The sequence below is a fragment of the Streptomyces sp. NPDC060035 genome, from assembly GCF_042736635.1.
Classification (GTDB): domain Bacteria; phylum Actinomycetota; class Actinomycetes; order Streptomycetales; family Streptomycetaceae; genus Streptomyces.
Map to the genome: position 1 here is coordinate 140636 of NZ_JBHWVO010000006.1, position 12477 is coordinate 153112.

The 12477-nt window shown below is 67.8% G+C and carries 7 protein-coding genes and 2 pseudogenes; 4 read left to right on the forward strand and 5 right to left on the reverse strand.

Annotated elements, in window-relative coordinates; genetic code table 11:
- Positions 1-5 precede the first annotated feature (5 nt).
- Positions 6-227: pseudogene (locus ACFWBQ_RS11980) on the reverse strand (hypothetical protein); the annotation flags it as partial.
- Here ACFWBQ_RS11980 and ACFWBQ_RS11985 point away from each other — a divergent pair.
- From ACFWBQ_RS11985 to ACFWBQ_RS11995, 3 genes and pseudogenes are all read left to right on the forward strand, one after another.
- Positions 221-733 carry an NUDIX hydrolase gene (locus tag ACFWBQ_RS11985; RefSeq protein ID WP_385486761.1) on the forward strand — a complete coding sequence of 171 codons (513 nt, stop codon included), beginning with the start codon at positions 221-223 and terminating at the stop codon, positions 731-733. The pseudogene ACFWBQ_RS11980 and the gene ACFWBQ_RS11985 sit on opposite strands and share 7 nt — an antisense overlap.
- 89 nt (positions 734-822) lie before the next feature.
- Positions 823-1792 (forward strand): annotated as a pseudogene (locus ACFWBQ_RS11990) (IS5 family transposase).
- Between the two features lie 353 nt (positions 1793-2145).
- A complete protein-coding gene (locus ACFWBQ_RS11995; protein ID WP_385486762.1) occupies positions 2146-6345 on the forward strand; it encodes a glycosyl hydrolase family 18 protein in 4200 nt (1399 codons plus the stop codon).
- Between the two features lie 609 nt (positions 6346-6954).
- On the opposite strand, the gene ACFWBQ_RS12000 is transcribed toward ACFWBQ_RS11995, so the two are convergent.
- Positions 6955-7584 (reverse strand): alpha-ketoglutarate-dependent dioxygenase AlkB, encoded by a 630-nt coding sequence (locus ACFWBQ_RS12000; RefSeq protein WP_385486764.1) that lies wholly within the window; start codon positions 7582-7584, stop codon positions 6955-6957.
- Positions 7585-8027: 443 nt separating this feature from the next.
- Here ACFWBQ_RS12000 and ACFWBQ_RS12005 point away from each other — a divergent pair, with 443 nt between their 5' ends.
- Positions 8028-8960 (forward strand): aminoglycoside phosphotransferase family protein, encoded by a 933-nt coding sequence (locus ACFWBQ_RS12005; RefSeq protein WP_385486766.1) that lies wholly within the window; start codon positions 8028-8030, stop codon positions 8958-8960.
- 141 nt (positions 8961-9101) lie between these two features.
- On the opposite strand, the gene ACFWBQ_RS12010 is transcribed toward ACFWBQ_RS12005, so the two are convergent.
- The 3 genes from ACFWBQ_RS12010 to ACFWBQ_RS12020 form a co-directional block, all read right to left on the reverse strand.
- The gene (locus ACFWBQ_RS12010; protein ID WP_385486768.1) at positions 9102-10784 is read right to left on the reverse strand and encodes a cellulase family glycosylhydrolase; all 1683 of its coding nucleotides are present in this window, start codon (positions 10782-10784) and stop codon (positions 9102-9104) included.
- A 335-nt stretch (positions 10785-11119) separates the two neighbouring features.
- Complete coding sequence (locus tag ACFWBQ_RS12015) at positions 11120-11887, reverse strand: NPP1 family protein (protein ID WP_385486770.1); 768 nt, start codon at positions 11885-11887, stop codon at positions 11120-11122.
- 429 nt (positions 11888-12316) lie between these two features.
- Positions 12317-12448 (reverse strand): hypothetical protein, encoded by a 132-nt coding sequence (locus ACFWBQ_RS12020; protein ID WP_385486772.1) that lies wholly within the window; start codon positions 12446-12448, stop codon positions 12317-12319.
- Positions 12449-12477: the final 29 nt, after the last annotated feature.

Sequence of the window (12477 nt, forward strand, 5' to 3'; positions counted from 1 at the left end):
GGCAGGTCCCGCCACGGCACCCCGGTCCCCCGGTCCCCCGGTGCAGTATCCCGGCGATCACCTGCCGGTGGTCGCGCCAGCGGCAGCAGCGGCCGTTGCTCACCGGGACGCAGCAGCAGCTCAACCCTCTCCCACTGCTCGTCCGACAGCTCTCCCTGCCCCGCCATGTCTCGGTCAAGTGCCGGGGCGGGGATCGGATACGGCCCTACAGTGGGGGGCCATGGCATCAGATCAGCACCCGGACGTCCTCGTCGACAGCGGCGTCGAGGTGCCGATGCCCGCCGACGGCGAGCTGTGGACCGTCGGCGCGGTGATCCTCAACGAGCAGGGCCGTGCCTTCGCCCAGAAACGCAGCCCCCACCGGCGGCTCTTCCCTGACTACTGGGACATCGTCGGCGGCCACGTCGAGCCCGGCGAGACCTTGCTGGCCACCCTTGCCCGGGAAGTGGAAGAAGAGACCGGATGGCAACTGCGCCGGGTCCGGCGACTACTCGGGGTCACCACCTGGACGGGCGACGACGGAGACGGGCTACGGCACGAGGCCGACTATCTCGTCGAGGTCGACGGCGACCTGGATCACCCAGCCCTGGAATGGTCCAAGCACACTGCCTACGACTGGTTCGGCCCCGACAACCTGCCCCGGCTCAAAGAGGACCGTGCCTCCGGGGAGTTCCTCGTCCACGACCTGATCGCCGCAGCACTACAACTACAGGATCGCCCGGACTCGCTTTAGGGCCTGTTCGGAGTTGAGATCACGGATCAATTGATCCGCCCGTGTGGTGCGGCCGGGGCTGGTGGAGATCTGACACGGCGCATGGTGATCTGACCGATCCTGAGTGGGAGTTGATCGAGTCGTTCCTGCCATTGGGCGAGCGGGGGCCGATGCCGGACCTGCGGCGGCAGTTCGATGGGATGAGGTGGCCTTTTCGGACCGGGAGCCCCTGGCGCGATGGTCCCGAGCGCCACGGGTCTGGTCGACCCTCTGCGACCGGTTCCGGCTGTGGACGACCACGGGGATCTTCCAGTCCTTGATGGAGGCGATGATCGCCGAGGCTGCCGCCCGTGACCAGGTGGATCTGAGGCTGGTCAGCGTGGACTCCACGGTCGCTCGCGCCCATCACCACGCGGCCGGGATGGCCGTCGACGCCGAACTGCTGGACGAGCTGGAGAAGGCCGCCGCGGCCGAAAAGAGGGTTCGCGCCAGGGACAAGACGATCCCGTAGCGCACCGGTCGAGGAGGCGGTGCGCGAGGAGCGGCGCCGGATACCCCGGCTCTGCAAGGCACGCCCGAGCACGGCCGTCTTGGGGCGCTCGCATGGCTGGCTGACCACCAAGTCCCACCTGGCGGCGGACCGTCGCTGCCGCCCGCTGTCCTTCGTCCTCACCGCCGGACAGGCCGCCGACGGTCCCCGCTTCACTCGTCGTCGAGCAGATCAAGGTGCGCGGACCGGTCGGCCGACCCCGCACCCGCCCGGACGCGATCGCCGCCGACAAGGCGTACTACTCACGCGCGACCCGCGCCTACCTGCGCCGACGCCGGATCACAGGCGTGATCGTCGAGAAGGCCGACCAGGCGGCCAACCGCAAGAAGAAGGGCTCACGCGAAGGCCGCCCGGCCAGCCACGACAGCGATCTCTACAAAGAGCGCAACGTCATCGAGCGCTGCATCGGAAGGATCAAGGAGTGGCGGGGCCTGGCCACTCGCGACAACAAGACCCCCAAGAGCTACCTCGCCGGACTGCACCTACGTGGTGCAGTCCTCTGGCTCCGCGGCCTCCGACCCGCCACATGATCTCAACTCCGAACAGGACCTGAACGACAAGTTCAACCCGCCCTCCACGTTTCCCTGCCCCGACGAGTACCACCGCCGCTCGTCGGTGGCGACCTCAGACGGAGGCGGGGAACCCAGCATCCCGGCGACCTCTTGCCGGTCCGACTCGCGCGGGCCGGCTGCGGTTACCGCGCCCAGGAGCCCGTGACCGCGAGCGGATTGCGGACCGGGCACCGTGAGCGGAGCGCAGTCCAGAGCCGGGGCGTGCGCGAGCAACCACGTGGTTGTTTCTCACCTGTTGATCGTCCGTTGATCTTCTTGGTTGATCCTGTGGTGGGCGTATCCGCGTCCCAGCCCGACCGAGAGGGATCGCAATGTTACGCACATCAGTGGGCCGAGGAGGAATCGCGGCGCTGGCCGTAGTCCTGCTCGTCGGACTGGCCTCAGCGCTGCCGGCGGGGGCCGAGCCCCGGACGGCTCCTGTGACGGCCGCGGCTACCGTCGCAGCCACAGCCGCCGAAGGGCCGCCCGTCGAGGGCCTCTTCTACATCGAGAACGAGCTGAACGGCCACAACCTCAGCGGTTCTTCGGCCATTCTGAAGACCGAGGACCCCAAGGGCGACGAGGACAACCAGCAGTGGGAGTTCGACCGGGTCGCGGACACCGCGAACTACAAGGTCAAGAACCCGACGAAGGAAGGCCTCTGCCTCACCAAGGGTGTCAATGAGCAGGGCGAGGGCCGGGTCGCGCTCAGGGACTGCACGGGCCCCGGAACCGACTGGCTGATCAAGCGGCACGCCGGCGAGCAGTACATGTTTTTCGCGCCCGGCTCCGAGGAACGGCTCATCGGCGGTTCCCGTGCGGGCGAGGCGGTGTTCGCCGGGCAGACCGATGCGAGCGAGAAGTGGTACGTCACACCGGTCGACCCGCCGCGTCAGCCGATGCCGGCCGACCCGACGTTCGACCAGCAGACGTTCCTGACGACGCACAACGCGTTCTACAACCAGGATGACGCCGAGGGTGCGGCCCCCTTCCCCACGCAGCCGCACAGCATCGCCACCCAGCTGTCGGACGGCGTGCGCGGACTGATGCTCGACGCGCATATGTTCAACGGCAGAGTGCGCATGTGTCACGCCGCTTGCTTGCCCACCTCGCAGCCCATGTCGGACGTCTTCGGGGACATCGCCACATTCCTCAAGGCGAACCCCCGGGAAGTCGTGACCGTCTTCGTCGAGGACTACGCCTCGACGGATGCGCTGCGGGAGGAGGTGGGCGACGACCTCGGTGCCGGCGGGGTACTGGACGGTATGCTCTTCCGGCCGGACGCCGATCCCTGGCAGGTGCGGACGAAGGGCTGGCCGAGGGTCTCCGAGCTTGTCGCCAAGAACAAGCGCCTGCTCCTGTTCACGGACTCCACCCGGAACAATTCCGGGGCCGCGAAGGCGGAGCTGGGCTTCATGTACGGCAACGAGTGGACCGCCGAGAACAACTGGGAAATGGGCGAGGCGACCGGCGATTCCAACTGGTCCTGCTACAGCCGCTGGGACGAGATTCCGCTCAGCGACGAGGAGACAGGCTTCCGGCGGCTGTTCGTCATGAACCATTTCCGCAAGACATCGCTCGGCGGGACCCCGGATACGGACAACTCGAAGGTACTCAACCGGGCGCAGCGCTTCTGTACGCCCGCCGCCCGCAAGAAGCCGAACTTCATCTCGGTCAACCAGTACACGGATGGCGGCCTGACGGCCGCCATCGATGAGCTCAACACGTACACGTACCACGGTGACACCCCCGGTTTCGGCGGTTGGTTCCCCGAGCCCGGCCCCGCACAGGGCGTGGGCACGCCGGCCGGAGACCCGTACGACCAGGGGGACGGCTCGCTGGACGACGGCGGAACCCGCCCCGCGCGCCCGTCCGACCAGGCGCAGTGCCGCCCCGACGGGATGGCCGCCTCGACGACGGCGCGCTTTTGCGACGCGTACCAGGGCGACGGGAGGGAGTGGCTCGGCGCGGACCGCGACCGCCGCGTCGTCGGATACTTCAGCAGCTGGCGTACGGGGGAGAAGGGCGACCCCCGCTACCTCGTCAAGAACATCCCCTGGAACAAGGTCACGCACGTCAACTACGCCTTCGCGGGCATCGTCGGCAACCAGATCTCCGTCGGTGACACGACCGATGCCAAGAATCCCTCCACCGGTATGACCTGGCCCGGATTGGTCGGCGCGGAGATGGATCCGTCGCTGCCCTACCAGGGGCACTTCAATCTCCTGACCCGCTACAAGAAGCAGCACCCCCGGGTGAAGACGCTGATCTCCGTGGGCGGCTGGGCACAGTCGGCCGGCTTCTACACGATGACGACCAACGCCGACGGTTCGGTCAACCAGGCGGCCATCAACACCTTCGCGGACTCCGTGACGGGCTTCCTGGAGCGCTACGGCTTCGACGGTGTGGACCTCGACTACGAGTATCCCTCCGCCCTCCCGCAGACCGGCAACCCCAAGGACTGGCCGACAGCCGACCCCCGCCGTAAGGGGCTCGGGGCCGGATACAACGCGCTGATGAAGACGGTACGGGCGAAGCTCGACTCAGCGGGCGCCGGCCGCAACCGCTACTACCTCCTCACCTCCGCGGGCTCCGGCTCCGGCTATCTCGTCCGGGGCCTCGATGCCGGACAGGCGCTCCAGTACCAGGACTTCGTCAATGTCATGACGTATGACCTGCACGGTTCCTGGAACAAGCACGTCGGCCCGCAGGCACCTTTGTACGACGACGGCAAGGACGCCGAACTGGCCGATGTCGGCATCTACAAGGACGTCGACGAGAACGGGGACCCCAACCCCTATCAGAAGACCGGGTACTTCAACGCCGACTGGGCCTATCACTATTACCGCGGCGCACTGCCGCCCGGCAGGATCAACCTCGGCCTCCCCTACTACACGCGCGGATGGCGCGGGGTGGAGGGCGGCACCGACGGCCTCTGGGGCACCGCCGCACTGCCGGACCAGAACGCCTGTCCGGCGGGCACCGGGACCGGCGCGGGCGGGGTGGGCAGCAAAACGGCCTGCGGCCAGGGCGCGACCGGGATCGACAATATCTGGCACGACATCGAGAACGGCAAGAACATCGAGGCGGGCACCAACCCGCTCTGGCACACCAAGAACCTCCAGGCAGGTACCACGCCCGGTTACCTCCCCAAGTACGGCCTGGACCCCGCCCAGCCCGCGAACCAGCTGGCAGGAACGTACACGGCCAAGTACAACGACACGCTCAAGGCATCCTGGCTGTGGAACGCGCAGAAGAAGGTGTTCCTCTCCACCGAGGACGAACGCTCCATCGATGCCAAGGCCGCATACGTCAAGGACAACGGCATCGGCGGCGTGATGCTCTGGGAGATGGCCGGCGACTACCACAAACGCATCAACGGCGAGTACGGCATGGGCTACGACCTCACGACCCGGCTCGATACGGCCCTGCGTGCTGCCGGACCGTACAAGGCGACACGAGCCGGCAGCACGGTCCTGCCCGCCCAGGTCCTGAACGTGAAGGCCGAGCTGGTCGACTACCCGACCGACGTCAAGGACCTGTGGCCGCTACAGCCCAAGCTGAGGATCACCAACAACACCGGCAAGACGCTGCCGGCGGGCACCGAGGTGTCCTTCGACATCCCCACCTCCACCTCTCCGCTGCTCAAGGACGAGGCCTGGCAGGAAATGAAGAGAGAACTCTCACCAGGGCGCACCGGGGCGAACGTGGGCGGCCTCAAAGCGGACTTCCACCGGGTGACGATCACCCTCGGATACTGCGAGGACCTGCCGACCGGCAAGGCCAGGGACATCGGCATCAAGTACTTCCTGCCGATCACCGGCCCCGCCAACTTCAAGATCAAGACGGGTGGCACGGAGTACGGCCTCACCCAGGACGGGCGTAAGGGAACCACCACCGTGGCGCCCCCGACACCGGCCGTCACCGGCTGCCAGGCCGAGGCCTGGGACACCGCCCGCACCTACAACCCGCTCTGGGCACCCTTCTCGGTCTGGAAGACCGGCGCCCAGTGGAAGATCCAGGATGTCTCCGGCGGAAACGTCCTGGACCACCCCGGCACCTGGACGCGTGCCCACCTGTACGCCAGCAACGGCGGCGCCAACCAGCTGTGGACCATCGCGGCGGACGGCGGACTTCTTTCGGGCTGGCTCCGTATCAAGAGCAACACCTCGGGTCACGAGCAGTGTCTGGGCGCCAATACGCGACTGGCAGACCTGAGCGTGACGGACTGCGTCACCGGCAGCAAGGCCCAGCAGTGGCGCTTCCTGGACCAGAACGGCAACCCGCTGACCGCAATCCCCGCCGACGGCACCCCGTACTCCCTCGCCTCGGCATCCGGCTTCGTGGCCGAGCCGAAGAACAGCGGGGTCCTGTCCGCCACCGCCCTGGTAGCGGGCGCACCCGACGGCTCGACCCGTTCGGTGGTCTCCCGCGACGGCTACTACTGGAAGGCCAAGTACTGGACGAAGGCCAACATCCCGAACGCGACCGACCCCAACAGTCCCTGGACGCGCTTGGGCCCAACGCCCTGACGTCTCCTGACGTCTCCTGACCGGCGACGTCCTGATCCACCCCGACCAACCTGCCCCTGGCGGGCGCGTTGTGCGGCGGCCCGCCCCCACTGCCCGTGGGGGCGGGCCGCGTCACTTACGACCTCGTGCATGGTTGGGGTGGGGGCGTGTTGAGATCGCAGCTGGCGTTCTGATCACGCAGGTGTGGCGGGCAGTGCGAGTGCCGAGGCTGCAATACGAACCGTGCAACTCCTGATCAGGAAGGAGAACTCATCGATGACGAGCGACAGCGTGAACAAGCCCAGGGAAGCCGAAACGACCGAGCCGCAGCAGTCCACAGCCGTGGATCAACAGCTGGTCGACGACCCGTCACCTCGCACTCACGGGCGGTAAGGACGCCCAGGTGCCCTGGGCATGCCCTGTCGGCGCCGGGCTCGGAAGTGGTGAGGCAGCGGTTAGCGGTCCGTGCGCAGCGCATTCAGTCGTCGACGGATTCGTCGGGGTGGAGGGACCACGTGCCGCTGGACGGTGCTCCCGGGGCAGCACACGCTGTGATGACCTTCCAGCCGGAGCCGATCCGGTCACCCCATCCGGGCAGTCCTGGACCCACGGCGCCCGGCGCCTACCCGATCACTGCACTCCGTGCGGCCGGAACTGGATGCTGATGCGTCCCCCGGCGGCCCGCGCGGTCTTGGGGATGGCGTGCTCCCAGGTCCGCTGGCAGGAACCGCCCATCACGATCAGATCGCCGTGCCCGAGCGGACGCCGGACGACATCACCACCGTGGCGCGGGCGCAGCAGCAGGTCGCGGGGCGCTCCCACGGAGAGGATGGCGACCATCGTGTCCTCGCTTGCCCCCCGGCCGATTCGGTCGCCGTGCCAGGCCACGCTGTCGCGCCCGTCGCGGTAGTGACACAATCCGGCTGTGGTGAAGGGTTCACCGAGCTCAGCGGCGTAGTGCGTGGACAGCGCCTGCCGTGCTTCATCGAGGACGGGGTGCGGCAGCGGTTCCCCGGAGCGGTAGAAGGCGAGCAGGCGCGGGACATCCACGACCCGTTCGTACATCTGCCGTCGCTCGGCCTTCCAGGGAACGTCCGTGGCCAGCTGTTCGAACAGGTGGTCGGCGCCACGCAGCCAGCCAGGCAGCAGGTCGATCCATGCGCCGTCGCCGAGGCCGGTCCGGTGCAGCCCGTCCAACGGGCTGAGACGCACATCCTCGCTCTGGTCGAACAGGGATCCCTGGATTTGGTGGGGTGCCATGCCTGCAGAGTACTCGCATTCGAACATATGAGCCATTACGATCGGCAGCATGACCCTGTCGGCCGTGTACGGACAGGAGGAAACGAGGTCCCCGCCATCCAGTCCATCGCGTGGTTCGGCCCTGCCACGAACCCGTCCAGCGACATCGTGCAACGCCGGAGCACCTTGCCTCCGGCGGTCTGCCGTTCCGTGCCTGCTGTCGTCCGCCACTCCTCCTTGGTGGTGCCCGCGATTCCTTCGGTCCTGATGACACGTCTGGACCCGAGGCCGTTCTTGTCCGCGCCCACCGTGTTCCTCGATGAGCGCGGATCACTCCGATCGTTCAGGTGGGCATGGTCATCCGATGGATCGTTCGGCCTGGGCTTCGGTCTGGACGAGACGGGAGGAGTCGGTGCCGGTCTCGATGATGATCCGAGCGGCGACCGTACGCGTAAAGTGTCTGGATGATCGGGATACCAGAGGCGTTCTCGCGCAGCACCATCGAGCGCGAGGGAGAGCCCGGAGCGGCTTGGCTGGCCGACCTGCCCATCATCGTCGACCAGTTGCTGACACGCTGGGACTGCGTGCCGGACGGCGATGTCATGCACGGGGGCGTCGGGATCATCGTCCCCGTGCTGCGGCGAACCGACGGGACCGCCGTGTTGAAGGTGTCCTTCCCTCACCCCGGCAACGTCCACGAGCCGGACGCATTCGCGGCGTGGGGCGGACGCGGAGCCGTCCTGCTGCACGAGCGGGACGACGAGTCCTTCGCCATGCTGCTGGAGCGGGTCCGGGCGTCGCCCCTGGCGGAGGTCGAGGACAGCGATGAGGTGGTGACGGTCGCCGGAAGGATCAGTCGCCGGCTGGCCGTCCCCGCACCCCCCGGCCTGCCCCGGCTACGGGATCAGGCCGAATCCTGGGAGGAGCAGCTACGCAAGGATGCCGAGGAGCTGACGCACCCGCTGTCGCCTTACGTGGTGGACTCCGCGGTAGCGACCGTCCGGGAGCTGGGCCGGGTCCAGCCCGACACCCTCATCCACGGCGACCTGCACGCCGGAAACATCCTGCGTGCCGACCGTGAGCCGTGGCTGGCCGTCGATCCCAAAGGGTACGCAGGAGACCCCGCATACGACGGCGGCACACTGCTCAAATCCCGCGCGCTGACACTGCTCGAAGCGGACGACCTGCGCCAGGCTGCCCACCGCGCTCTGGACGTCTTCACCGAGGCCGCGGAGCTCGATCGCGAGCGCACCCAGCGTTGGGCCCAACTCCTCGCCGTCCAGGCCGCGTTCTGGGCCCGACGCCACGGGTTCCGCATGGCCCGCAATGGACCGCGACCGGACTGGCTCACCCAATTCGCGGACCACCTGGCGACGTTGCTCACGGAGCGCGGCTGAAGCCTGCCGTCCTGCTGAGGTCAGGGCGCCCGGCGGAAGCACGCCCCCGCAACGGGATGTGTCCGCAACCTTCTCTGCCACGGCGTACCGACCGGCGCGAGCAGGGTGCCCACGCCGGTCGCCGATGGCCAGGACGCCGGATCAAGCAGTGGCGCAGGCGGTCCCGTTGAGAGTGAACCCGGTCGCGGCCGTGTTGGTCGCGCCCCGGGCGCCGTTGAAGCCGACGGTGACCGAACCGCCGGCGGGTATGGCGGACGTGTAGGAAGCGGGGACCACGCTCACCTTTCCACCGTTCTGCGTGAAGGACCCACCCCACGCGTGACTCACGGTCTGGCCGTCGGCAAAGTTGAAGGCCAGCGTCCAGCCACTGATCGCGGAGGTGGCGGTGTTACGGATGATGATCTCGCCCTGGAAGCCGCCGGGCCAGTCGCCGACGACACGGTAGCCGACGGAGCAGCCCGTTCCGGGAGTGCCGGTGCCCTTGGCGGTGACGACAGCCACCGTCGCCGAGCGGGCCGAGCGGTTCCCGGCCGCATCGCGGGCGTAGACCGCAAACGTGTACGCCGTCTCGGCGGTGAGGCCGCTCACCGTGACGCTGTTGGTGGCGGAGGCGGCGACCGTGGTCTCGGAACCGCCGCTGACGCGGACGACGTCGTAGCCGGCGACACCGACGTTGTCGGTGGCGGCGGTCCAGTTGAGGGTAGCCGAGGTGGCCGTCACGGCCGAAGCGGTCGGGGTGCCGGGGGCTGCCGGGGCCTCGGTGTCGCCGGGTTCGCCGCCGCCGAAGACGGTGGCCTCGCGGGACGTCTGGGCGATGCCGTTGACGCCGTTGAAGATGCGCTCGCCCCAGGGGCTGAGCCGGGTGGGGTCGAAGCCGATCGTCAGGTCGAGGATCGGGTCGGTGTTGCCGCTCCAGGACCAGGCCAGGTAGCCGAGCTTGAGCTGCTCGGCGGTGGCCATCATGGTGTCCTCGTCCGGGTCGCCGTACTGGTCGGCGGGGCCCCCGAACTCACCGATCAGGATCGGCAGGCCGGCGTCCACGAACGCGTTCAGGTAGTCGGTGACCTTCGCTGCGGTGTTGTAGACGCTGTACATGTGGATCGAGAAGATCAGGTTACCTGTGGGGTCGGCGTCGTAGACGGACTGGGCTTTGGCGCGCATGACGCCTTGCCAGTCCTGGCCCCAGTTCGGTGCATCCACCATGATCGTGTGCTCGAACCCGGCGGTGCGCAGCTTCTTGACGGCGGCGGTCGTGGGCTCGGTCCAGCCCTCGGGGTTGGTGTTGCCCCAGGGCTCGTTGCCGATGTTGATGATGATGTAGTTCTCTTCACCGGTGAGTACGCCCTGCAGGCCGAGCCAGTAGTCGGCGGCGTGATCGAGCGTTCCGGCCGCGGCGTCCTCGCCGTAACCGGTGGTGTCGTGCACCTCCAGTACGCAGATGAGCCGGTTCGCCTTGCACTGGTCGACGATGCTCGCAACGTCCGCGGGACTGTTCTTGCTCCAGCGGTGACCGTCGGAGAGAACGACGCGGACCGTGTTGGCGCCCGTGGCCTTGATGTCGGCCAGCGACTGCGTCTCGCCCGGGTACCAGGTGTGGGCGTGATTGACGCCGCGCATGACGAAGTCGTTGCCGTTGGCCTCGAGCAGGCGGCCGTCGCTGATATGGAGGCCGGTGCCAAGAGTGCCGGCTTCGTGGGTCTGTGCCCGCGCCTGGGCGGCAGCCGGGCCCGGAACCCCGAGAACGACGAGCCCGAGGAAAGCGGCCAGAGCGGTCAGTAGAACGGTGACGGAGCTCTTACATGTCGTACTTCCTGTTGATCTCACTACGACTCCAGAGGATGAGCGCCAGGAAACATCAGCAGTAATGTGGGAGCGCTCCCATAAAGCCATCATGCCAGGGGCACGTCAAGACGTCGCGCACGCTCCGGCACATGAACGACCTGCGCGCAGGGGCGAACCCGGCGTACGCGAAACGGATGACAGGGACATCACCTGGCAAACCTGCCGCCCGGCAGGCAAGTGAAGTCCTGAGCACGGATGCGTACGCGAAGCGCGCGGGCCGGGGTCGGAACCACCGGCGCGGGCCGGCGCCAGAGGGCCGGCGAGGCGGGCGCCCGGACGCGCTGCCGCCCGCCCGCCTCCCGGCACCAACCGGACCGTCAGGCGTTGGGGTCGAACGGGATGTCGGCCGGCTTGGCCTTTTCGAGGTGACGGTTGAAATTGCCGTCCTTGAGACCGAAGACGGCGCTTCCGAAATCGGCCTGAGTCAGCTTGTCCCGCAGACCCGCGGGGTAGCCGTTCCAGCCGACCAGCTTGGGGAACTGCCATCCGTGGTAGTGGTTCTCAGGCGGCTCGTCGTTGGAACTCGCGGGGCGGAAGCAGTGGGTGCTCACGCCGTCCTTGTGGTAAACGATCTTTGGGTGCGTCCCGTCCCACCGGATCTGATCGCGACCGTAGACGTTGAAGTTGCCGTGAGCGGACGTGGATACGTAGCGGGCCTCGTTGTTCTGCACCCACACCACGACGTGCTCCCAGTCATGCCTGTGCCCGCCGAGCCCACTACCGGCCACGGCCTGGTCCTTTTCGAAATAGAGCCCGTAGATGATCGCGCACCAGCCGTTGTTGCATTTGTAGCGGGCGTATCCGTTGGTGTTGTCCAGGTCCCAGGCATCACGGCAACTGCCGTTGACGGCCCCGGTGGTGTTGAGGCCGGGCGCGATGGCCCCGTCCGGCCCGATGGCCGGAGTGGGGTAGCAGCCGTCCGTGTCGTAGTCGTAGGCGGGCTGGAACGACTGCTCCATCCCGTCCGCATTCAGGGGCAAAGCACCGGGCGGGGCAGCGTACGCGCTACCCGAAGACGCGATGACCACCGCCAGGGCGCTGCCGACTACGAGCGACACCCTGCGGACTCGTGCTCTGCTCTTCACTGCTGCCTCCTGGTCGACGCGTGGCGGGGGCACGCGGCTACGATTGACATGCCCATCGCAACCATGTTGAATCCCGCGGCACACGCGCCGAGCACCACCTGATGTCGAGGTGATGAAGGCTCAGCCAACACACAAGGAGCGAGCCGGCCCGGAGGCACGGCTCGCTCCGATCGTGCGCGGTCGGATCGGAGTCAGGGCTTCGCCGGAACGCATTCAGGACCCCTTCGAACAGACCGGGGCCACCTGCGCGGGTCAGCCTCCGACCCGGCGTCGTCCCGGAATTCCCGGACGGGGGCAACCGGATCCCACGGCCCTGCCGACGCTCCCCAGCCAGGTCGTGGCCGGCCAGGACGATCGCTCCTGGGCACGTTCCCCACATGCCGCTTCCAGTTCATCGCGCAGCAGCGGGACGGGTGGTTCGCGGGCTCCTCACGGAGCAGCCGTTCCGGTGATCGGGTCGTCAGCAATGCCGGTGTGAGCCTGGAGAACTGACGGACCGACAACTTTTTTTACCGTGTCCAGGCGTCCCTCGTGCATCAGGCCGAGCGAGGTCAGCATCACCTCTCGACCCGCTCCTTACCGAGCGGGCG

Coding starts and splice junctions, on each gene's coding strand:
- ACFWBQ_RS11985 (WP_385486761.1), top strand. CDS start 221: ATGGCATCAGATCAGCACCCGGACGTCCTCGTCGACAGCGGCGTCGAG.
- ACFWBQ_RS11995 (WP_385486762.1), top strand. CDS start 2,146: ATGTTACGCACATCAGTGGGCCGAGGAGGAATCGCGGCGCTGGCCGTA.
- ACFWBQ_RS12000 (WP_385486764.1), bottom strand. CDS start 7,584: ATGGCACCCCACCAAATCCAGGGATCCCTGTTCGACCAGAGCGAGGAT.
- ACFWBQ_RS12005 (WP_385486766.1), top strand. CDS start 8,028: ATGATCGGGATACCAGAGGCGTTCTCGCGCAGCACCATCGAGCGCGAG.